The following is a 20,578-nucleotide window of genomic DNA, read 5'->3' on the forward strand; positions in this document are numbered from 1 at the left end:
TTTCTAACATCAACGAGATCATGTCGCTTGGCGGTGTTGGCAAAGCGACAGCCCCAAGAAAATTTCTAACTCATTGAAAAAGCGAAAAAATGCGGGGCCGTCCGCGGTGGCACGCGAGTTGCTAATCTCTCCTATCGAGATCTTCCCAATTCTGGATTGGCCAGCACGAGGAACGACCATGCAAACGTCAGCACCGCACGAAGGTACCGCAGCCGGCAATATTGCGAACATTGAAAAGGTCATGCAGGTCGTCGCTGACCAAAAGGGTTGCGGAACGACGGGCGGTAGCGGCAAGGCGAGTTGCGGCTCCGCCGCGGGGCAGGGCGATCTGCCGACCGAGATCTGGGAAAAGGTGAAGAACCACCCCTGCTATAGTGAAGAAGCCCATCATCACTATGCGCGTATGCACGTGGCGGTAGCACCGGCCTGCAACATCCAATGCAACTACTGTAATCGCAAGTACGACTGCGCCAATGAATCGCGTCCCGGCGTGGTCAGCGAGAAGCTGACCCCGGAACAGGCGGCGAAGAAAGTTCTGGCGGTCGCCTCCACGATCCCGCAGATGACCGTGCTCGGCATCGCCGGCCCGGGCGATCCACTCGCCAATCCCGAAAAGACCTTCAAGACTTTCGAACTCATCGCCAAGACCGCGCCGGACATCAAGCTCTGCCTCTCCACCAACGGCCTGGCGCTGCCAGATCACGTCGACACCATTGCCGGCTTCAACGTCGATCACGTTACCATCACCATCAATATGGTCGACCCCGAGATCGGGGCCAAGATCTATCCGTGGGTATTCTGGAAGCATAAGCGCTACACGGGCTTTGAGGCCGCCAAGCTGTTGACCGATCGCCAGTTGCTGGGTCTCGAAATGCTCACCGAGCGCGGCATCCTGTGCAAGGTCAACTCCGTGATGATTCCGGGGGTGAACGACAAGCATCTGGTCGAAGTCAACCGAGCGGTTAAGTCCCGCGGAGCCTTCCTGCACAACATCATGCCGCTGATTTCCGCGCCCGAGCACGGCACCGTATTTGGCCTGACCGGCCAGCGCGGACCCACGGCGCAGGAGCTGAAGGCGCTGCAGGATTCCTGCGAGGGCGAGATGAACATGATGCGGCATTGCCGGCAGTGCCGCGCCGATGCCGTCGGACTGCTGGGCGAAGATCGCAGCGCGGAGTTCACCACCGACAAGATCATGGCCATGGAGGTCAACTACGACCTCGACAGCCGCAAGGCCTACCAGGCCAAGGTGGAAGACGAGCGCGTTGCCAAAGTGGCAGCCAAGCAGGAAGAGCTGGAGACACTTGTCGGCGAGATGAGCGACATCAAGTTGCTGGTCTCGGTTGCCACCAAGGGCTCGGGCCTGATCAACGAGCATTTTGGCCATGCCAAGGAATTCCAGGTCTACGAACTGTCGACCGCCGGTGCGAAATTTGTCGGCCACCGTCGCGTCGATCTGTATTGCCAGGGTGGGTTTGGCGATGAGGAGAGCCTTGAGACGGTGATCCGCGCCATCAACGATTGTCACGCGGTATTCGTGGCCAAGATAGGCGGTTGCCCCAAGGCGGATTTGCAGGCCGCCGGCATTGAGCCTGTCGATCAGTTCGCCCACGAGTTCATCGAGAAATCGGCGATCGCCTGGTTCAAGTCCTACCTCGACAAGGTCAAGAGCGGCGAGATCGAGCACGTCGTACGCGGCGATGCCGAAATTCGTCAGGGCGCCCTGATCTCAGCCGCCTGAAGCCACGACAACCGACACCAGGAGCAATCGATGACGCTGAAGATCGTAGCCTCGCAATGCACGAGTTGTTCGGCGTGCGAACCGGAGTGCCCCAATGTGGCCATCTCGGAGAAAAACGGAACCTTCGTGATCAACCCCAAGAAATGCACCGAGTGCATCGGGCATTTCGATACGCCGCAATGCACGGCGGTCTGCCCGGTCGACAATACCTGCGTAATCGACACGTCTCTCCCGCGCTATCAGCCACCAGCATAGGACCCGTCCGATGAATTTCACCATGACTCCCGCCGCAACAAAGTTCATCCGCATGATGATCCGTGCCGACGGCGACGCCAACAGCGGGTTCCGGCTCGCCGTCAGCCCGGGCGGCTGCTCCGGTCTTGCCGCCGATATCAGCGTGCGCCGCGAGCCGGCACAAGGCGAGGCGGTGGTCGAGCGCGATGGCGTCAAACTGTTCCTGCCGCCGGAGAGCCGCATCCTGCTCTACGGCGTGACCATCGATTTCTCCGACACCCCGTCGCAGACGGGGCTGGTGTTCAAGGATCCGAAGCAGGTTTCCTGCGCGAGCCACTAGACGGGAGCCGTCGGATGATGGGAGCTGTGGAGCGAAACGAGCCGCGATCCGCCATGGAGGCGGTGCTGGCCGATGCGTTGCTCGGCAGCGGGCTTCCGCCGGAGGCTGAGTTCCATCTGTGCGAAGCCAGCCTCTCCTATCACCTCGACGATGTCGCCGAACAGCACCTGCGGGAAGCCCAGATGCTAGCACCGGCTCATGCCGCTGTACTGATCGGCCTCTATCGCTTCTACTTCTACAAGGGGCGCTTGGCTGACGCGCTGGCAATCGCCAAGCAATGCCTGGTGAAAGCGGCGAATGAAAGCGGGCTGGCGCCGGACTGGCACGACGTCGCCGCAGCCGATGCCGCATTCGGCTGCTATGCGAACATCCTGCCCCGGTTCTACCTGTTTTCCCTCAAGGGATACGCCTACCTGCAGATGCGGCTAGGCAAACTGGATGAGGGGCGCGCCGCCGTCATGAAGTTGCTCGAGCTCGATCCGAGCGACAAGGTGGGCGCCAGGGTCTTGCTCGAAGTCCTCGACCGAATGGGGCTCGACGACGATGGATGACATCGACGAAGCCCGCGACTGGCAAGGCAATGAGGTCGATTGTGGCTCTTGCCCCCATCAGGCATTGAAGGATGTGCAACTCTGCCGCCTCCGGCACGCTTGCGTCCATGATCGCTATGCCCGGCGCATCGACCGCTTCTTCAATTGGAATCCGGATCTCGCAAATTCCTATGTGAAACATCCCCATTTCGAGGTGCGTGCAATCGCAGCCAAGCACGCCAGCGTCTTCCTGCTGCCGCCGTTGCTCGACGACACCGAGGAAACGGTGCGCTGGAACGCGGCACGGCGGCTGCCCAAACGACTGGTCTTGCGGTTGCGCGACGACGTCCACCGCGAGGTCCGGATCTCGCATTGCATCTGTGCTCGACGATGCCGAACTGATGCCAATGATGAACGATCCGGATTATTATGTCCGGCTGGTGATTGCGCGGCGCATTGCGCCACCGCTTCTCGGCGCCTTGATCGGCGACGCCGAGCCGGAAGTTCGCCGTGTCGTGGCGCGCCGGATCCCGCCGGGCTGGCTGCTACGTATGGCGAGCGACCAGGATGCGTTGGTGCGGTTGGAGATCGCGCAGCGGTTGACCCCAGAGTTGCTGTCCCGGCTGCGTTACGATCCGGACTGGCGCGTCCGCTACGAGGTGGCGAGCAGAATCGCCGTCGATGAGATCAGCGATCTGGCACAGGACAGTGACAGTTTTGTGCAGGAATTGGCGCTATCCCGCCTGACCGGCGCGCGATCGGGAGGTATCCGGCATGAGTAATATCGTCCGCGACAGCGATGTGGTGGAGATTTCCGCCCCACCGGTCTTCAGCTACGGCGAAAAGGTAAGGGCCAAGCGTACCATCCGTAACGATGGCACATATGCCGGCAAGGAAATCGGCGACGTCCTCGCGAAGAAAGGCGAGGAGGGTTACGTCGTCAGCATCGGAACCTTCCTTCAGCAGTTTTACATTTACGGCGTCGAGTTTCTTGAGAGCGGCAACCGTGTCGGAATGAAGCGTAAGGAGCTCGATCCAGTGCACGCGCGCGACGAGATGGCCGATCTTCCGCTGCCGGAGGCTGTCGCATCATGATCGAACCTCGAGTTCCGCGATTTCAATGGGGCCAGCGCGTCAAGGCGCTGGTCGACCTACACAATGATGGCAGCTTTCCTGACGCTGCGATTGAAGCCTTGCTGGTGACGGTGGGCAATGTCGGTGAAATCGTTCAAGTCGGGACGCATGCCGAAGAGAATGTCCCGGTCTATCTGGTTGAGTTCGGCGACCACCTCGTCGTCGGCTGCCTCGAAGAAGAGATTCATCCCCTCTAGAAGGATCAGACATCATGCAATCTGCTGTGCTGAGCCGGAACATTACGCGGCCGTTCGCTCATCCGAACGATTTAGATCGCAAGCGGATCGAGCGGAGCCTGCAGACCCGCAAGCGATATCGATATGTCACGCCGCAAGTCGTAACGACGATCGGTGGCTATCGGATAGAAAGTCCGTGCTGCTCGCGGAACATCGACAAGGACGGCGGCATGGTCGACGTCGCGCTGCTGCTGCATGACCCCGACGGAGGGCAATGGGAGCTGTTCCGGAAGGATCATGCGCATGACCGCTGGCAGCTCGACTCCACGCATCAACGACTGCCGTCGGCATTGGAGAGACTGAATGTCGATCCGGCACGGACGTTTTGGCAGTGATGCCGTCTGTTTTGGCATTTGTGAACATAGAATAGCGAGTTGGATAAATGGCCCTGAACCCGGACGACTTGAAGGAGATCGAAGGCCTGCTGTCGGCGCCGGACGCCGACCAGCGCCTCTTCGCGCAGTTGCGCAGCCGGTTTCCGCATTTATCGTGGACCAGATGCGACGCGTCGGATGTGACGGAGACGCCATTCCGCAGCTATTCGCGGTTTGAAATTCATCTGCTCGATCGCAGCGATCATTGTGTCGGGATCACGGCCGATCCGGAACGCGCCACGGGCATCGTACTGGCTCAGAGGAATGCGACGTCATGACTGAACTCGCCATTATGCTGGATGTGGATCAGGGCGACGTCGCCGACGATGATGCCGGGCAGGGGCTCATTGCATTGTCGGATCCCGATATCACAATGGCCGAAATCGAAGCGGTGGACCGGGTCATGCGGTCGGCACAGCTGTCGAGCGGTCCGCTCGTGGAAGAGTTTGAACAGGCCTTTGCGTCCTATCTCGGCCGCCGCTATGCCATTGCTGTTCCCTCGGGCACCATCGGCCTCCTGCTCGCGCTGAAGGCCCACGGAATCGGCGCGGGCCAGGAGGTGATCGCGTCGTCCTATTCGTTCCGGGAGACCATGCATGCGATCGCGATCGCTGGTGCGACGCCGGCATTCGCCGATGTCGATTATTGGGCGGGCACTTTGGCGCCGGACAAGGTCGAGGCTCGCGTCACGGCCAACACGCGGGCTATCGTTGTCAGCAACACCAACGGGCATCCTGCTGCATGGACGGAATTGCGCGCGATTGCGGTCAAGCATGGCGTGCTGCTGATCGAAGATTCCACCGAGGCGATCGGTTCACGGTACAAGGGGGAACTGGTTGGCAGCTTCGGCGATGTCGCAGTGTTCGACTTCTCCCAACCGTCCGCGCTGACCTGCGGCGAGGGTGGAATGGTGGTGACGGATGACGTCGATATCGCGGTGACGCTGCGACGGCTGCGTTCCCATCGAAGGGACGAGCGGGCATCTGTGGTGGTCAGCTCGACGCCTCCCTATCAGGCGGCCATCAGCAATATCGCGGCGGCCCTAGGGCTGGCCCAGCTGCAGCGACTGGATGAAATCCTGGAGCGGCGGCGGCTGATAGAGCATCTCTACTACAAGTATGTACAGTCGTTCGAGGGCATCAAACCGCCTTACATCGCTCCCGACGTCACCGAGGTGAACTGGTTTCTCTACGTGGTGCATCTTGGGACCCGCTTCACCCGTTCAAGTCGCGACTCCATCGTGGAGGATCTGGGGCTTGAGCAGGTGGAGGCCGCTGCCTACTGCAATCCTCTGCATCTTCAGCGGTACTATTTCGAGCGTGGCCATCGCCGCGGTGAGTATTTCGTCACCGAGAAAGTGGCGGATCGGGCGGTCGCGCTGCCTTTCCACACCCATCTCACCGAGGATCAGATTTCCTTTATCGTCGAGACGATGAAGGAGGCGTCGATCAATGACGGGGCGGGCGCGGCAATCTACTAGGACCTTGAACGCGATTGTTCAACAACAGGAGGAATGAAACATGACGACATTGACTGTGCTGCCGTCGGGGAAAACCATCGATGTGGCAGAGGGAACGACCCTGCTCGCGGCGCTGCTCGGAGCGGAGATGGGCATTCTGCACAAATGCGAGGGACAGGCGAAATGTGGCTCTTGCCACATCTACGTGCAGGAAGGTCGCAAGGGCTTGTCCAAGATCGCCCGCGAGGAAAACGAACGGCTCGACACCATCGTTGGCATTGGCTCCAAGTCGCGCCTTGCCTGCCAATGCAAGGTGCTGGGCACCGAGAACATTACCATTGAACTGCTGGGCTTCGGCTCCGGCGTCTAGAAAGGAGAACATGATGGAGCCGCAGAAAGTTCTGATCCATTTGCGATTCGCGCCAGACGCTTCGGTGGTGGAGATCAGCGAACGACCGAAGTCGCTGACTCCGCAGGAATGGTTCAACATCCTGAGCGAAAAGGCAGGCAACGCATACCAGGCGCTCTCCGGAGGCCGTGGCGTATTTCGGCTGACGGCAGACGAGCTCGGCGCATTCAAGACCGAGTATGCACCCACGGCAGCATAGCGATTGCTGCTCTGGTTATGAGGGAAAGGCGGTCTGGAAACAGGCCGTCGTTTCCGGCGTATCGAGGCCTGGCGGGAGGGCCGTCGGGGACGCTGTTGGCGTGGGTCCAACAGCGATGTCATTTTTGCGACAGGGGCAGGTGTGGCGATGGTTTGCCGTGGAGCTGCCAGGGGAGCGATAGGAACATCGAAAGTCTTCGTGATTTGCGCGGCCGAGGCCATAGAGCGCAGCAGTGCGAAAGCCTTCAGTCTGTTTCGCGTCGATGAATCAGGAGAGAGCCGACCATTCGCGGTCCTGGTCATTCGGACGCATGCGGATGACTACATCGGCTATGTCAATTCCTGTCCACACCAGGGCATCTGGCTCAATTTCGGTGAAGGTGAGTTCTTTACGCGGGACAGGACTTTCCTGAAATGCGGACGGCACGGTTCGATGTTCGAGATCGACACCGGGCTGTGCATTAGCGGCCCCTGCAAGGATCGCAGCCTTGAGCCGATCGCGCTCGCCGTCATCGATGGCGACGTCTGCCTGTGCGGCATCGACCTGGAGGAGGGGGACAACCCAATCCGTTCGACGACGGCGACGACACCATGGAAATCACGATTCAACCAGGTTAACAGGGGTGAGCGCTGGCGCGATGCAATCGGAATCTGGAAGACGGATGATGGGAGACGAGAACCAGCAGGAATGTCGGTTCTTCCTGACCTACAGCGGCGTCAAGCTGCCGTTCAACCTAGTCAACGCGATTGAGCCGGAAGCGCTCTCGAACCGCAATACGTTCATTCGTGCCTGGTTCGATCGTGCCGGAATGCTCAGCGGCTTCGACAAGCTGGTCTACGGAGAGGTTGAACTGTCGCACCGCTACGAATATCACGGTAGCGGCCGGTTACGGCGGGTGGAGATCGTGATGCTGGACGAGGAGCCGGTTGCCATGACCTTCGATGATGCGGGGTCGCAGCTTTCATGACCGTGTCCCAACTGATGGATGCGCTGTCGAGATTGCCAAATGAGGCCGTCGTGCTGATCGAAAGTGGTGGCGGCCTGTCGCGCGCTGGAATTCGTCGAGCAGCGCGGGCCGGGGGCGCCGGCGGAAGTGCTGCTGTTGCCGAGCATGGATGAGTGATCAGGAGAGCAGGAATGTCCGACGCGGTGGTGGAAGTTTCGATGTTCGAGCGGATCGGCGGCGCGGTGGTCATCGACCGGCTCGTGGAGGCGTTTTACCATCGAATGGATACGCTGCCCGAGGCCAGGGTCATTCGCGCCATGCATGCGCCGGATCTGGGGCTGGTCGGAAGCGTTCTCAAGCGGTACCTGAGCGAATGGACCGGCGGACCGAAATTATATTCTCCGGGGAAGGGCCATCCGCGCCTTCGGCAGCGTCACATGGGGTTTTCGATCGGCAATGCGGAACGCGATGCGTGGCTCCTTTGCATGCGTGGCGCGATGGCGGAAACGATTTCGGATGACGGCGCGCGCCAGGAGCTCGATGCGGCGCTGACCAAGCTCGCCGACTGGATGCGAAACCAGGCCGGCAATCCCCACGACGCGGGAACAGTGCGCCCCTGACAGGGAGGCTCAGACCGGGGTTCCGAAAAATCCTCCTCTGCGCCGCCCCAGGCCTTGTGTAGCGCCAGCGCGTTATGCCACCGCACCGCTTCGGCATGGTCGGCCATGCGGTGACTGATCCTGCCATCCGGATTGTCAGCGAGCAGGTAGGTCTTGCCGTTACGGATGAAGCGAATGAGATCCTTGGTGTCGGTGGGGCGCACCACGCAGCGCGGCGCCTCGTCGATCAGAATGGTGGTTGGCAGCATCCGCGGCTCGCTCCGTTACGTCGTACTCTAGAATCCCTCGGCTTTTCGACCCCACGGGTGCGTACCGGACACCAGTGGCGCCTTGATGCCTGCCTTCTCGATGTCGGCGATGCTCTTGTAGTAGGTAGCCTCGTGAACCAATGTGCCGCCCTTGGTGGTGATGGCCACATAACGCGCGACTGGATCGGCCTCGCAGAGATAGCCTCCGCCGGGATCGCTTGTTGAACGTGTATTGCCGTCCCAATCGACGAAAAAGCCCTCTGCAATCGTCATTTATGGTCGCCCTCTGCCATTGTGTCACCGCTCGCTCATGCAGATTGAGTGCCAATTGAAAAGCGGGGCCGGGCATGGCGCCCACGAGGCAGAGGGGCTGGTTTCGGCGGACCAAAGCGACGTTGCGCCCATTTGTTTCGAAGCCTCTAACCCGGCTAGAGCAGGCCGAGCTCGAGCTGAACGTCTTCGGACATCTTCGATTTGTCCCACGGCGGATCGAACACCAGATTGACCGTCACGGTATCGATTCCATCGACGTCGCTTACGGCGGTCCGTACCCAATTCATCATCTCGCCGGCAACCGGACAGCCCGGCGCGGTGAGCGTCATGTCGATTTCGACAGCTCCCCGATGGTCGGGCGTGATCCGGTAGATCAGCCCGAGATCGTAGATATTCACGGGAATTTCGGGGTCATGCACGGTACGCAAAGCCGCGATGATAGCTTCGACGACGTCATTCGCGTCACCTGCCATATGCGCTTGTGCTTCTGTGATCGGCGCCGTCGCGGCGGAAGACCTGCGGTCATCGAGATTTGTCATGTCCGGCTGTCTCCGCAATCGGATGTTGTCTCGGAGCCACTTGCAAGCCCAGTGCCATAGAAGCTTCGCTTAGCTGATGCCTTCGGCGAGGGCGGCGACGACGGGCCATCCGACAGTCCCCGCCGGGTCCAGTTGCTTCAGCGTGCCAAGCATCTCCGCGGCCTGTCGCGGATTTCCTCGCCGCAATTGAATGAAGGCGAGCGCCTTCAATGTGTAGAGCGCGAAGCGGCCGGGGCCATCCGGCAACGTGGTTTGCGACTGCCATTGACGCCAGTCGAGGTGCCACTGCGCCTGGCTGGCCGCCTCCTTCAGGCCGCTCTCGGCGGCGTTCTGCGCTTGATCCAGGTGGCCCTGATAGGTGTGGATCTTGTACAGACAGAAGTTGATGGGCAGCACTTCCGGCGCGGCGGCGAGCGCCTGCCGGAATAGACCGTCGGCGCGCGACCGGTCATGCCGATAGGCAATGACACCTCGCTGCAGCAGCGAGTCGATGGCTTCGGGCAGCTCTCCGAAGGCGATGGGGGCGGGCTCTCTGAGCAGATCCTCATCCGCAGCTGTGGAGGTACTCAACCGAGATCCTCACTTTACCAGATGCAACGGTTGCTTGGTCGATCCAGAAACGTCCGCGCTGTCCCTCGAAATAGCTTCAGTCACAGCCGTCGCGATCCGCCGTCCGCGCTCGTCAGTCCCTGTCCAGTTCGCGTTTCGGCCGCGTGAATCGACTTCGAGCAGCTTGGCGCCGGCAGGCACCTCGGTCCCGTCGCGGACAATTCCGCGCAGGATTCCATCAAAAGGAGCGCGTACCGGTATCGTCCCCAAGTGGCCGACGACAAAATCCTTGAAAACCCGCGTGCCAATTTCGATCGCGGTATTCCATCGGCCGGTGAAGTCCGCGCGCACGAAGCGTTCGCCGGCATGGCCACCGAGTTGCTGCGAGACGCCGTCGGGTTGATCGGTATGTCCCTCGCGAATGATGCGTCCGGCCTTTGTGGGCCGGGTCTCGATCGCGACGTCGCAATTGGTGCCGGTTGCAAAGCCGGGGCCGAGGCCAATGGTCAAACGGCCAAGTCGGCGCAAATCGGGTGTCGCGAGATATTTCTGCATGCGCGCGTCGATGAGAACGTCAATGGCCCGAACCACGATCAGGTCCAGAAGCCCGAGTTCGGTAACGGTGACTCCGTTTTCTTGTGCAAGGCTCGTCCCGATCTGAAGTCCGGTGTCGGCGCGTCGGGCGCCAATACCCTCGACGGCAACACCATCGTCGTATAGGGCGTCGTGGAAGGCCATTTTGCGGCGTATCACGGGCGGCAGCGGATCATGCGACAGCACAGTCCGGAAATTGCTCCGACAGAGCTGGACTGCAACGGCAGATGCGATCTCGTTGGTACCGAGGATGACGGCAAATCGGTGGGGAAAGGCGGATCGCATTTTTGTGCTGCTCCGGTGCTAGACGTTCGTCCCATAAAGCAAGAGCCGGGCCGTGCGCCGGAAACGTGAAAAACCAACAACAATCAGGCGTCGACAGGTGGGCGGTCGCTGATCAAGTCGCATTCGCAACAGCCCGGATGTCGGAAACACGACACCGGCCAGCCGACGAGTTCGCAACAATCAGGAAAATTAAAATGCCGTTCAGCGTTTCGGCATTTGCAACGTGGTCCTGCTGATATCAACGATGCCTTGCAAGTTGGTTTAGAGCTTGCATGGCGATGGCGATAGACCCCTGGAGTGCGTCGCAATGGCCATGGACGGAATCGAAATCGAACGCCTGATCAAGCAGTCCTTCCCGGACGCGCAGGTCGTTGTCGTCGATCTCAGGGGAGACGGCGATCACTACGGGGCGCGTGTGACGTCGGGGGCGTTCCTCGGCAAAAGCCGGATCCAGCAGCACAAGATGGTCTACGAGGCCTTGCAGGGACAGATGGGCGGCGCGCTTCACGCGCTAGCGCTCGAAACGATCGTGCTGAAATGACTGGACCGGTTTTGCTCCGCCACCCACACACCAACACAAGTCGAGAGGACCGAACATGACCAACCCCACCGTCGAGCGTATCAAGGGAATCGTCGGGAGCGACGATATCGTTCTTTTCATGAAGGGCGTCCCTGCGGCGCCGGAATGCGGCTTTTCCGCCAGCGTCGTGCAGATTCTGAACGGGCTGAACGTTCCGTTCAAGGGGGTCAACGTATTGGCCGACCCGCAGGTTCGCGAGGGCATCAAGGCATTTTCGGACTGGCCGACCATCCCCCAGCTCTATGTCAAAGGTGAGTTCCTGGGCGGCGCCGATATCGTGCGTGCGATGTTTCAGGAGGGAGAGCTTGCGGTGTTGTTCGCCGACAAGGGCATCGCGAGCGCGGCCACATGAGCGACACGGCAGAGGACGTCGCGTTCGAAATCCCCCAACTCTACAAGCATCACGTCTTTACCTGTCACACGCAACGTCCGCCCAGTCATCCGCGCGGAAGTTGCGGCGCAGCCGGTGCGCAGCCGCTATGGGACAGAATGGCCAAGGCTCTCGAGACGCAACGGCTCGGCGATATCGGCTTCACCGCATCTGGGTGTCTCGGCTTTTGCAGCGCCGGTCCGCTGATGGTCGTCTATCCGGAAGGCATCTGGTACCGACCGACCACTGCGGAAGATATCGACGAGATCGTCGAGTCGCATTTTAAGCAGGGCAAGCGGGTCGATCGGCTGGTCATGGTCCTGACGCGACGCTGATCTGTTTGCCGGCATCATTCGGCGGCTACAAGGCGTGGCGCTCCAGGCCTTGTAGCCAATCGGAAACGAGCCAGCGTCATGCGCGGGCGCGATGTCGTTGAAAATATCATAGGGCTGACGATTTCGATGTCGGGTCAGGGTCCGGACAGTGTTGCGACGGTCCAGGACGACTGCAGCCTTCGGCGTCAGCGTTCGCGGTGCCGCCGAGCAGCGATATTACGGGTTCGCGATCGAAGCCTGCGCACCGCAGTCCGTTCGCCTCTACCAGCGGCCGGCGAATGAGGAGCGGATCTTCGACCAGCGTCGCCAGCGCCGCGGCGGCATCGAATGCCCCGGGATCGATCTCGCCCGATTTGATGCGGGGAGCGGCAGCATTGAACCACGAAGCGACCGGAGTCGCTCCGAAGAATTCGCGCAGGCGGTCGCCGGTCCAGGGCTCCGTCAGGAGGTTCTTCGCGGTGACGACATGGCCTGCAGCCGCCAGCAGCAGCTTCTGCCGGGCATTGGTTCTGCAGCCGGGCTTCTCGTAAAAGATGATTTCCGTCATGGGGCGTGGTCGTCAGAGGACGCTGAGCTGAACGAGCGGTGATGCGCCGCCGCGGCCCAGGATGGTGTCGACCTTCTTGCGGACAGCTTCCAGCGTCAGCGGTTTGACCATCGCGCCATGCGCCCCGGCCTTCAGTCCCTCGATGGCGACGGCCTCGTCGGCTTTGGAACAGACGATGAGAACGCGCACGCCGGGAAATTTCGCCGTGAGTTCTCCGATCAGCGAGCTGCCCCTGTCTCGAAGGAAGGATACGCCGAGCAATACGACATGCGGCTGCAGCCAGCCGACGCCCTTGTCGTAGGCCTCTTCGGGGCTGATCAATTCGTGGGTCTCGATTTCATCATGCAGCATGAACTGCAATGCAGCGCGCGTGATTTCATCCTCGTCGATGACGAAGACCCGACGCTGGTCGACGGCTTTTGAAGTCTCGACGCCAATCTGCATTTCAGCCTCCGTGAGATTGCGAGCATGTACGGTCGTAGGGCCCGCAGGGCTCCAAGCAAATTCCATTCCGGGCAAGCAGATGCGGAATTCGCACGGGACGTCGCAGCGCACGAGGCGGCAGCGTCCGGCCCGCGACGATCGTGACATCCTTGTCTGATTTCCAACAGCCGCCAGACAGCCGGACCGACCTGTCGCGTTTGCCGCTTCCAGAAAAATTGAAAAAATTTGATGTTTCAGAAGCTGAATCATCAGCTTAGCGCGAATGGCACGGCGGTTGCTATTGAGGGGTGGAACAAGGAGTGAGGGCTGAGTGCACGCAGACGCTTTGACGAGTGATGCGCTCCTTCCCGTAACCCATGTGCCCGGTTCTGTAACAGAAAAAGTTTCGTGCAATCGCGCGAGCTCAATTGCAATCGGTTCATGGAGAACAAAATGGCTGCACTACGACAAATCGCTTTCTACGGCAAAGGCGGCATCGGCAAGTCGACGACGTCGCAGAACACCTTGGCGGCGCTAGCCGAGATGGGACACAAGATCCTGATCGTCGGCTGTGATCCCAAGGCAGATTCGACCCGGCTGATCCTGCATGCCAAGGCGCAGGACACCATCCTCAGCCTGGCCGCCGCCGCCGGCAGCGTCGAGGATCTCGAACTCGAAGAGGTCATGAAGGTCGGCTACCGCGACATCAAATGCGTGGAGTCCGGTGGTCCGGAGCCCGGCGTCGGCTGCGCCGGTCGCGGCGTCATCACATCGATCAACTTCCTCGAGGAGAACGGCGCCTACGAGGACATCGACTACGTGTCCTACGACGTGCTGGGCGACGTGGTCTGCGGTGGCTTCGCGATGCCGATCCGCGAGAACAAGGCGCAGGAAATCTACATCGTGATGTCCGGCGAGATGATGGCAATGTATGCCGCCAACAACATCTCCAAGGGCATTCTGAAATACGCCAATTCCGGCGGCGTGCGCCTCGGCGGTCTGGTCTGCAACGAACGCCAGACCGACAAGGAGCTGGAGCTGGCCGAAGCAATGGCGAAGAAGCTCGGCACCCACCTGATCTACTTCGTGCCGCGCGCCAACATCGTGCAGCACGCCGAGTTGCGCCGCATGACGGTTCTGGAATACGCGCCGGAATCCGAACAGGCCCAGCATTACCGTTCGCTGGCGACCAAGATCCACGCCAACGGCGGCAAGGGCATCATCCCGACCCCGATCACCATGGACGAACTCGAGGACATGTTGATGGAGCACGGCATCATGAAGCCGGTCGACGAGAGCGTTGTCGGCAAGACCGCCGCCGGACTCGCCGCCGATCAGCTGGCAGCGATGTCCGCCTGAGGACTTTCAATCGAGACGACCCGGCCCCTCTCAAGAGGGGTCGGCTTCTACCAGCCGCATCCGCTGAACGAGATGCGCGCGCGATCTGGATTTGAGCCTGGACAAACGGCTTTGGAGCGGCTTGCAATGATGGTGGCACCGCAGGAAATCTTGATTGAGGCTCCGCCTGTTCGTGATGCTGCCATGGGCGAGGACGACAACGTTGAGAACCTGGGGGCGGCAACCTACCGCATGTTGACAGGCCTCGGCTCATCTGACGCTTTGATCGACGACGATTTCAATTTCGACAAGCATGTCCTGGCATCGATCCTTGCGGCTGCCGCGTCGGACTGCGGTGGCATCGCGATTGGTGCCGGTCTCGCGACCGCAGATATCGTCAGCCTCCTTTTACAATGGTTTCCCGACGTTGACGCTGTCGCTGTATTCGCTTGCCGCGATGCTGTCGCGGTGGAAGACGACGAAACATCCATGGTGCGCGACCTGTTGCTGACCCATCGGTCGACCGATGGCGACGTTAGTCGCTGGCTTGCGGCGATGATCGCCCGGCGGGCGATGGAGCCGAACCATTTGTGGGAGGATCTCGGCCTTCGCGATCGGTCCGAGCTGACGCGCCTGCTGTTGCGACATTTCGCTCCTATGGCCAGCCGCAATACCCAGAACATGCGGTGGAAGCGCTTCTTCTATCGCATGCTCTGCGAGCAGGACGGCTTCGTAATGTGCACGACGCCCGTGTGCACTGACTGCAGTGACTTCGACATCTGCTTCGGCGACGAAACCGGTGAAAGCCGGATGGCGGACCGGCGTCGCGAATCTTCGCTGCAGGCGTCCGCTTCGCAGGCAGCATCTCTCTCATTGTAACCGAGGTAGCGTTCATGGAGGTCACAACGGCGAACTGGGACATGGTCTCGGCGGACTCCACCATCACCGCCGAGAACGACGTTCCATCTGAGCTCATGTTCGGCGCTCGGGATACGGAAATCTTCCAGAGCGATAACGTCAATCTGCTGCGCCGGGCCGGTCTTCGACCAACACGGCAGCGGCTGGTCCTCGGCTGGCTGCTGTTTTCAAAGGGTGGTCGTCACGTCAGTGCGGAGATGCTGCACGAGGAGGCGAAGGCCGCGAACGTTCATATTTCGCTGGCGACGGTCTACAACACGCTGCATCACTTCACGGAAGCCGGGCTTTTGCGGTCGATCGGCGTTGATGGATCGAAGTCTTTCTTCGATACGAATCCGACAGCGCATCATCACTTCTTCGTCGATCAGGAGGACAGGCTGCTCGACGTTCCCGCGCCAGGCGTCATCCTTGACAATCTGCCGGAGCCTCTGCCGGGATACGCCATTTCGCGCATCGATGTGATCGTGCATTTGCGACGAAAACAGAGATGAGTGCGTGACCCGATCTGGTGCCGCAATAGATACTGGTTCAGCCCTGAACGTGTCGAGACATCGCGTCAGGTTCGTGACGCTGTCGCGATTGCGACAATTGGTCGAAGCAAAAAATAAAAGCGAAAACAATGACATATATGCGACGGGCGATGGCATGCCGGTTGCTCTGTATCCACCTATGAGGGTGCGTCCGGGATCGTGTTGCGACGCCGTTACATCAGGGGGCCTAATTGATGAGCGAGCCGCAGAAATTCGATAAGGCCCACAGCGGCCTTCGTTCTGATCGCGCAGCTGTTGGAATCGGCCGAACTGCTCGGGTTGTCCTCAACGACACAACGCTGCGGGACGGCGAGCAGGCGCCGGGTGTGGCATTCAGCACCGTTGAAAAAGTCGCAATCGCTCGTGCCTTGGCGCGCGCGGGTGTTCCCGAGATCGAGGCCGGCACACCGGCGATGGGTCGCGAAGAAATCACCGCGATCCGCGCGATTGTCGAGGCCGGACTGCCGCTCACCACAATTGCCTGGTGCCGCATGCGTATCGAGGATGTTGACGCGGCAATAGCGTCGGGCGCTTCGATGGTCAATCTGTCTGTTCCCGTGTCCGACGTGCAAATCGCTGCGAAACTCGGAGGGAAGCGTTCCAATGCGTTCGAAATGCTCCGACGCGTGGTGGGTTACGCGCGTAGCAAGGGTTTGGATGTTGCTGTTGGTGGTGAGGATTCGTCACGCGCCGATATCGGATTTCTGATCGAGGTCGTGGCAGAGGCAGAGGCAGCAGGCGCGCGTCGGTTTCGGGTCGCCGATACGCTGAGCGTGCTCGACCCCGACGCCAGCTACGCGTTGATGGCAGCCTTACGCGCGACCACCGAACTCGAATTGGAGTTTCACGGTCATGACGATTTGGGTCTGGCGACGGCCAACACCCTTGCAGCAATCAAGGCCGGTGCCACCCATGCCTCCGTCACCGTGATCGGGCTCGGCGAACGTGCCGGCAATGCACCGCTTGAGGAGGTTGCCGTGGCGCTGCGGCAATTGTACCGGCGCGAGACGGGCATTGTGTTGTCCCAGCTTGGCAACGTTGCGGCAATCGTGGCGACGGCTGCGGCCAGAGTGATTCCGCTCAACAAGGCGATTGTTGGGGAGCACGTCTTCACCCACGAATCGGGTATCCATGTCGACGGGCTACTGAAGGATCAGCACACCTACCAGTCGCTCGATCCGTCGTTGTTCGGCCGCTCGAACCGGATCGTCATCGGCAAGCACTCCGGCCTTGCGTCAATCACGTCTCTGCTCTCGGATCTTCACATGCCGGCGGACCCGGAGCAGACGCGCGGCATTCTGGCGCGCGTCCGCGAATATGCGGTTTCTCATAAGGGTCCGGTGGCCCGCGAGACCGTCGCGCAAATTTGGCGCGAGATCCGCAACGAGCACCTGCCCAATTGCGCTTGAGGCTCACATGACCGACGCAATGGAATTTCCGGTCAGTAGACCGAGCACGGAGGCGACGACCGCCAAGCCGTCGCTACTGAGCCTCATCAGGGAAGACGTCGCTTGCGTTCGCTTGCGTGACCCCGCTGCGCGCAGCGAGTTTGAAACACTTCTGACCTATCCGGGCGTTCATGCGCTGATTTGGCATCGTATGGCCCACCGCCTGTGGGCGAACCAATGGCGCTTCTCGGCGCGACTGTTATCCTGGCTTGGCCGCTTTCTGTCCAACGTCGATATTCACCCCGGCGCAAAAATCGGCCGCCGGTTCTTCATCGACCATGGCGCCTGTGTTGTCATTGGAGAGACCGCGGAAATCGGCGATGACGTCACGCTCTATCATGGCGTCACGCTGGGTGGCACCTCGTGGTTTCCCGGCAAGCGCCATCCCACGCTGGAAGATCGCGTGGTTGTGGGCGCTGGCGCGAAAATCCTGGGGCCGATCGTTGTCGGACAAGGCACCCGCGTCGGCGCCAATTCTGTCGTCATAGAGAGTACGCCGCCGGACGTAACGGTCGTCGGCATTCCCGCGCGTGTCGTGCGCCCGCAATTGAGCCACCGGCGTGCCGTAGGGCACATCGACCTCGACCATCACCTGATCTCCGATCCAGTCAGCGAAGCGATCTCTGTCGTGCTGGACCGCGTCGAGTTTCTCGAAGCGCGGCTCGCGCATCTGCAGAAGCGCGTCCGTGAAGGGACCGCGCCGGACCGCAACGACAGGGGCGGCGCGGATGTAGTTCATCGATCTGAAGGAGACACGCCATGAAAGGCTCTTCAACCTCGCAATCGGAACTGTCGGGCGTCCTCGATCAATTGAACAAGGCATCCTCGGCGGAGGATTTTTTGCGTTGCTCGGCGTTGATTACGACCCCAAGCACCTCAATGTGGTGAGACTGCATATTCTTCGTCGGATGGGGCAATATCTCGTCAGCGAAGATTTTGCAGGCATGTCCGATGCCGATGTCACGCAACGATGCAAGGCGGTTCTCGAACAGGCCTATGCGGACTTCCTGGCGTCGTCGCCGCTCGACCAGCGGGTGTTCAAGGTCTTGAAAGACGCTGTTGCACCTCCGAAGCCACAGAATTTCGTTTCGCTTACGACGCTGAAATAGGCCGACGGTCGTAGACTCCATTTGCTTGGCGCGTCCTGCTGACTGCGGGGAGACGTGCAATGCATGCGCGCGACCTGGCGGCGTGTTGACGCGTCGATTGTACGTCGTCGCTCTGCTGTCGCTTTCCCGACGCGTGTCGCAATTGTTTCGTTTCAGCATGCGCCGATGCGCGTCGAAGAATGTCGGCTCTCGTTCAATTCGTTGTGTGAGCATCGATTTTCGGCCGCTGCGGCGGCTGGTATGACACTTGCTAACCTGTTCTGTTGAGGCCATCGAGCTGACGCGGAGTCATCGCATGCATATCGTCGTCTGCATCAAACAAGTTCCGGATTCGGCGCAGATCCGCGTTCATCCGGTCACCAACACAATCATGCGCCAGGGCGTACCGACGATCATCAACCCCTACGACTTGTTCGCGCTCGAGGCCGCCCTTGCGCTGCGCGGCAAGTTTGGCGGTGAAGTGACCGTACTGACGATGGGGCCGCCGTCGGCCGAAGACAGCCTGCGCAAGGCGCTGACCTTCGGCGCCGATCGTGCGGTCCTGCTGACCGACCGCTTCTTTGCCGGTGCCGACACGCTGGCGACCACCTATGCGCTCGCTACTGCTATCCGCAAGATCGGCGAGATCTATGGCGCACCGGACATCATTTTTACTGGGAAGCAGACCATCGATGGCGATACCGCGCAGGTTGGTCCCGGTATCGCGAAGCGGCTGGATCTGCTGCAGCTCACCTATGTGGCCAAGATCGGTGCGCTCGATCTTGCGGGGCGTACCATTGAGGTGGAGCGGCGCTCGGAAGGCGGTGTGCAGCTGCTGCGCACCAAGCTGCCATGCCTCATCACCATGCTGGAAGCGACCAATGAAATCCGCCGCGGCGCCATGATCGACGCCTTGCGCGCTGCTCGCTCCACCATCGTGAAATGGAGTGCGCAGGACGCCGGCGTCGAGGATATCTCAAAATGTGGCCTGAGGGGCTCGCCGACCATCGTCAAGAAGGTCTTCGCACCGGCACCCCGCGCCGAGAAAGCGATCATGATCGACATCGGTGACAAGCCGCCGGCTGAGGCACTGATTGAGGGCATCTTCAAGCGGCAGCCGAAACTCGAAGCGGACCTTATCACGCTGGCACGCGGATATTGAAGGGAACGACGATGAGCGAACCGATCAAAGCTCCAGCCCCTGCCGCTGCCGGACGCGCAGCGACAAAGAAGGAACTGCCGGAGCATTTCAAGGGCTATAAGCACGTCTGGGTGTTCATCGAGCAGGAACGTGGCCTGGTTCATCCGGTGTCGTGGGAGCTGATGGGCGCTGGCCGGCAACTTGCCGACAAGCTCCAGGTTGAACTCGCGGCGGTCGTCGTCGGGCCGGAGGGCGAAGCGACGCGTCAGGCGGCCGCCGAGGCCTTTGCTACGGCGCCGATCTCGCTTACGTTGTCGCAGACGATCTGCTGGCCGACTACCGCAACGAGTCCTACACCAAGGCGCTGACTGACGTCGTCAACACCTACAAGCCCGAGATCCTGCTGCTCGGCGCGACCACGCTGGGCCGCGATCTCGCCGGTTCGGTGGCCACCACGCTGCTCACCGGCCTGACGGCGGATTGCACGGCGCTCGATGTCGATACGGATGGCTCGCTCGCCGCGACACGGCCGACCTTCGGCGGATCGCTGATGTGCACCATCTACACCCTCAACTACCGGCCACAGATGGCCACGGTGCGGCCGCGCGTGATGCAGATGCCGGACCGGGTCGAACGCCCGGTCGGACGCATCGTCAGCCATCCGCTCGGACTGATCGAGGCGGACATCGTCACCAAGGTTCTGTCCTTTCTCCCCGACCGTGAATCGGCCAACTCGAACCTGGCCTTCGCCGATGTTGTGGTGGCCGGCGGGCTCGGTTTGGGGTCGCCGGAGAACTTCCAGCTCGTGCGGCAACTCGCAGCAGTACTCGGGGCCGAGTATGGCTGCTCGCGCCCGCTGGTGCAGAAGGGCTGGGTGACCTCGGACCGGCAGATCGGGCAAACCGGTAAGACCATCCGGCCCAAGCTGTACATCGCGGCTGGCATCTCGGGTGCGATTCAGCATCGCGTCGGCGTCGAGGGCGCCGACATGATTGTCGCCATCAACACCGATAGGAACGCGCCGATCTTCGAATTTGCCCATATCGGGATCGTCACCGACGCCATCCGGTTGCTGCCGGCGCTGACCGAGGCGTTCCGTGCACGGCTGTCACCGCATTCCCGCGACCGACTCGCAAGCTAGAGGAGCGTG

General features: G+C 60.8%; 28 protein-coding genes and 5 pseudogenes. 26 read left to right on the forward strand and 7 right to left on the reverse strand.

The genetic code is table 11. The annotated features are described in order from the left end of the window. Positions 1 to 178 precede the first annotated feature (178 nt). The 15 genes and pseudogenes from nifB to ONR75_RS06260 all read left to right on the forward strand — a co-directional run bounded on the left by nifB (position 179) and on the right by ONR75_RS06260 (position 8,222). Positions 179 to 1,741, forward strand: a complete 1,563-nt coding sequence (gene nifB, locus ONR75_RS06190; RefSeq protein WP_265081837.1) for a nitrogenase cofactor biosynthesis protein NifB — start codon at positions 179 to 181, stop codon at positions 1,739 to 1,741. A gap of 30 nt (positions 1,742 to 1,771) precedes the next feature. Continuing rightward, positions 1,772 to 1,996 (forward strand): 4Fe-4S binding protein, encoded by a 225-nt coding sequence (locus ONR75_RS06195; protein WP_265081838.1) that lies wholly within the window; start codon positions 1,772 to 1,774, stop codon positions 1,994 to 1,996. A 10-nt stretch (positions 1,997 to 2,006) separates the two neighbouring features. Continuing rightward, complete coding sequence (locus tag ONR75_RS06200) at positions 2,007 to 2,315, forward strand: HesB/IscA family protein (protein ID WP_265081839.1); 309 nt, start codon at positions 2,007 to 2,009, stop codon at positions 2,313 to 2,315. 53 nt (positions 2,316 to 2,368) lie between these two features. Continuing rightward, a complete protein-coding gene (locus ONR75_RS06205) occupies positions 2,369 to 2,866 on the forward strand; it encodes a hypothetical protein (protein ID WP_265081840.1) in 498 nt (165 codons plus the stop codon). Continuing rightward, positions 2,859 to 3,627 (forward strand): annotated as a pseudogene (locus ONR75_RS06210) (4Fe4S-binding leucine-rich repeat protein). Before ONR75_RS06205 ends, ONR75_RS06210 begins: the two are co-directional and overlap by 8 nt. Further along, entirely contained in the window at positions 3,620 to 3,940 is a 321-nt protein-coding gene (locus ONR75_RS06215) for a nitrogen fixation protein NifZ (protein ID WP_265081841.1), read from the forward strand. The pseudogene ONR75_RS06210 and the gene ONR75_RS06215 overlap by 8 nt, the downstream one beginning before the upstream one ends. Continuing rightward, on the forward strand, positions 3,937 to 4,176 hold the full coding sequence (locus ONR75_RS06220) for a nitrogen fixation protein NifZ (protein ID WP_265081842.1): 240 nt from the start codon (positions 3,937 to 3,939) through the stop codon (positions 4,174 to 4,176). The genes ONR75_RS06215 and ONR75_RS06220 overlap by 4 nt, the downstream gene beginning before the upstream one ends. Before the next feature lie 14 nt (positions 4,177 to 4,190). Then, positions 4,191 to 4,550: a hypothetical protein gene (locus ONR75_RS06225; RefSeq protein ID WP_265081843.1), complete on the forward strand. Its 360-nt coding sequence runs from the start codon at positions 4,191 to 4,193 to the stop codon at positions 4,548 to 4,550. Between the two features lie 47 nt (positions 4,551 to 4,597). Next, on the forward strand, positions 4,598 to 4,867 hold the full coding sequence (locus ONR75_RS06230) for a hypothetical protein (RefSeq protein ID WP_265081844.1): 270 nt from the start codon (positions 4,598 to 4,600) through the stop codon (positions 4,865 to 4,867). Beyond that, complete coding sequence (locus ONR75_RS06235) at positions 4,864 to 6,069, forward strand: DegT/DnrJ/EryC1/StrS family aminotransferase (protein WP_265081845.1); 1,206 nt, start codon at positions 4,864 to 4,866, stop codon at positions 6,067 to 6,069. The genes ONR75_RS06230 and ONR75_RS06235 overlap by 4 nt, the downstream gene beginning before the upstream one ends. 40 nt (positions 6,070 to 6,109) lie before the next feature. Continuing rightward, entirely contained in the window at positions 6,110 to 6,418 is a 309-nt protein-coding gene (locus ONR75_RS06240; RefSeq protein WP_265081846.1) for a (2Fe-2S)-binding protein, read from the forward strand. Positions 6,419 to 6,431: 13 nt separating this feature from the next. Further along, entirely contained in the window at positions 6,432 to 6,656 is a 225-nt protein-coding gene (locus tag ONR75_RS06245; RefSeq protein ID WP_265081847.1) for a hypothetical protein, read from the forward strand. A 147-nt stretch (positions 6,657 to 6,803) separates the two neighbouring features. Further along, positions 6,804 to 7,273: pseudogene (locus tag ONR75_RS06250) on the forward strand (Rieske (2Fe-2S) protein). A 47-nt stretch (positions 7,274 to 7,320) separates the two neighbouring features. Next, positions 7,321 to 7,623, forward strand: a complete 303-nt coding sequence (locus ONR75_RS06255) for a DUF6156 family protein (RefSeq protein WP_413776493.1) — start codon at positions 7,321 to 7,323, stop codon at positions 7,621 to 7,623. 170 nt (positions 7,624 to 7,793) lie between these two features. Next, positions 7,794 to 8,222, forward strand: a complete 429-nt coding sequence (locus ONR75_RS06260; protein ID WP_265081849.1) for a group II truncated hemoglobin — start codon at positions 7,794 to 7,796, stop codon at positions 8,220 to 8,222. Between the two features lie 26 nt (positions 8,223 to 8,248). On the opposite strand, the pseudogene ONR75_RS06265 reads toward ONR75_RS06260, so the two are convergent. From ONR75_RS06265 to ONR75_RS06285, 5 genes and pseudogenes are all read right to left on the reverse strand, one after another. Further along, positions 8,249 to 8,470, reverse strand: a pseudogene (locus ONR75_RS06265) (hypothetical protein); the annotation flags it as partial. Between the two features lie 27 nt (positions 8,471 to 8,497). Beyond that, the gene (locus ONR75_RS06270) at positions 8,498 to 8,743 is read right to left on the reverse strand and encodes a hypothetical protein (protein WP_265081850.1); all 246 of its coding nucleotides are present in this window, start codon (positions 8,741 to 8,743) and stop codon (positions 8,498 to 8,500) included. Positions 8,744 to 8,898: 155 nt separating this feature from the next. Further along, a complete protein-coding gene (locus ONR75_RS06275) occupies positions 8,899 to 9,282 on the reverse strand; it encodes an iron-sulfur cluster assembly protein (protein WP_413776443.1) in 384 nt (127 codons plus the stop codon). Between the two features lie 69 nt (positions 9,283 to 9,351). Further along, positions 9,352 to 9,852: a hypothetical protein gene (locus ONR75_RS06280; RefSeq protein WP_265081851.1), complete on the reverse strand. Its 501-nt coding sequence runs from the start codon at positions 9,850 to 9,852 to the stop codon at positions 9,352 to 9,354. Between the two features lie 9 nt (positions 9,853 to 9,861). Then, positions 9,862 to 10,710, reverse strand: a complete 849-nt coding sequence (locus ONR75_RS06285) for a xanthine dehydrogenase (protein WP_265081852.1) — start codon at positions 10,708 to 10,710, stop codon at positions 9,862 to 9,864. 307 nt (positions 10,711 to 11,017) lie between these two features. Between ONR75_RS06285 and ONR75_RS06290 the strand changes: the two genes are divergently transcribed. The 3 genes from ONR75_RS06290 to ONR75_RS06300 are packed head-to-tail and all read left to right on the forward strand — an operon-like array spanning position 11,018 to position 11,995. Next, complete coding sequence (locus tag ONR75_RS06290; protein ID WP_265081853.1) at positions 11,018 to 11,251, forward strand: BolA family transcriptional regulator; 234 nt, start codon at positions 11,018 to 11,020, stop codon at positions 11,249 to 11,251. A 55-nt stretch (positions 11,252 to 11,306) separates the two neighbouring features. After that, the gene (grxD, locus tag ONR75_RS06295; protein WP_265081854.1) at positions 11,307 to 11,642 is read left to right on the forward strand and encodes a Grx4 family monothiol glutaredoxin; all 336 of its coding nucleotides are present in this window, start codon (positions 11,307 to 11,309) and stop codon (positions 11,640 to 11,642) included. After that, positions 11,639 to 11,995, forward strand: coding sequence for a (2Fe-2S) ferredoxin domain-containing protein (locus ONR75_RS06300; RefSeq protein ID WP_265081855.1), 357 nt, complete (start codon positions 11,639 to 11,641; stop codon positions 11,993 to 11,995). Before grxD ends, ONR75_RS06300 begins: the two co-directional genes overlap by 4 nt. Before the next feature lie 106 nt (positions 11,996 to 12,101). Here the strand turns inward: ONR75_RS06300 and ONR75_RS06305 are convergent, their stop codons facing one another. Then, complete coding sequence (locus tag ONR75_RS06305; protein ID WP_265081856.1) at positions 12,102 to 12,542, reverse strand: ArsC/Spx/MgsR family protein; 441 nt, start codon at positions 12,540 to 12,542, stop codon at positions 12,102 to 12,104. 12 nt (positions 12,543 to 12,554) lie between these two features. Next, positions 12,555 to 12,986, reverse strand: coding sequence for a response regulator (locus tag ONR75_RS06310; RefSeq protein ID WP_265083553.1), 432 nt, complete (start codon positions 12,984 to 12,986; stop codon positions 12,555 to 12,557). A 432-nt stretch (positions 12,987 to 13,418) separates the two neighbouring features. Between ONR75_RS06310 and nifH the strand changes: the two genes are divergently transcribed. The 8 genes and pseudogenes from nifH (at position 13,419) to ONR75_RS06350 (ending at position 20,569) form a co-directional block, all read left to right on the forward strand. Further along, positions 13,419 to 14,324 (forward strand): nitrogenase iron protein, encoded by a 906-nt coding sequence (gene nifH, locus ONR75_RS06315; RefSeq protein ID WP_265081857.1) that lies wholly within the window; start codon positions 13,419 to 13,421, stop codon positions 14,322 to 14,324. A gap of 126 nt (positions 14,325 to 14,450) precedes the next feature. After that, positions 14,451 to 15,182 carry a nitrogen fixation protein NifQ gene (locus ONR75_RS06320; RefSeq protein ID WP_413776444.1) on the forward strand — a complete coding sequence of 244 codons (732 nt, stop codon included), beginning with the start codon at positions 14,451 to 14,453 and terminating at the stop codon, positions 15,180 to 15,182. A gap of 95 nt (positions 15,183 to 15,277) precedes the next feature. After that, positions 15,278 to 15,712, forward strand: a complete 435-nt coding sequence (irr, locus tag ONR75_RS06325; protein ID WP_265083555.1) for a Fur family transcriptional regulator Irr — start codon at positions 15,278 to 15,280, stop codon at positions 15,710 to 15,712. Between the two features lie 233 nt (positions 15,713 to 15,945). Beyond that, entirely contained in the window at positions 15,946 to 17,160 is a 1,215-nt protein-coding gene (nifV, locus tag ONR75_RS06330; protein ID WP_265081858.1) for a homocitrate synthase, read from the forward strand. A gap of 7 nt (positions 17,161 to 17,167) precedes the next feature. Further along, positions 17,168 to 17,962: a serine O-acetyltransferase gene (gene cysE / locus ONR75_RS06335; RefSeq protein ID WP_265081859.1), complete on the forward strand. Its 795-nt coding sequence runs from the start codon at positions 17,168 to 17,170 to the stop codon at positions 17,960 to 17,962. After that, positions 17,959 to 18,308: pseudogene (gene nifW / locus ONR75_RS06340) on the forward strand (nitrogenase stabilizing/protective protein NifW). Before cysE ends, nifW begins: the two are co-directional and overlap by 4 nt. A gap of 295 nt (positions 18,309 to 18,603) precedes the next feature. After that, the gene (locus tag ONR75_RS06345) at positions 18,604 to 19,449 is read left to right on the forward strand and encodes an electron transfer flavoprotein subunit beta/FixA family protein (protein ID WP_265081860.1); all 846 of its coding nucleotides are present in this window, start codon (positions 18,604 to 18,606) and stop codon (positions 19,447 to 19,449) included. Between the two features lie 11 nt (positions 19,450 to 19,460). After that, a pseudogene (locus ONR75_RS06350) lies at positions 19,461 to 20,569 on the forward strand (electron transfer flavoprotein subunit alpha/FixB family protein). Positions 20,570 to 20,578 lie beyond the last annotated feature (9 nt).

It is taken from the genome of Rhodopseudomonas sp. P2A-2r (assembly GCF_026015985.1).
In the GTDB taxonomy this organism is placed as follows: Bacteria; Pseudomonadota; Alphaproteobacteria; order Rhizobiales; family Xanthobacteraceae; genus Tardiphaga.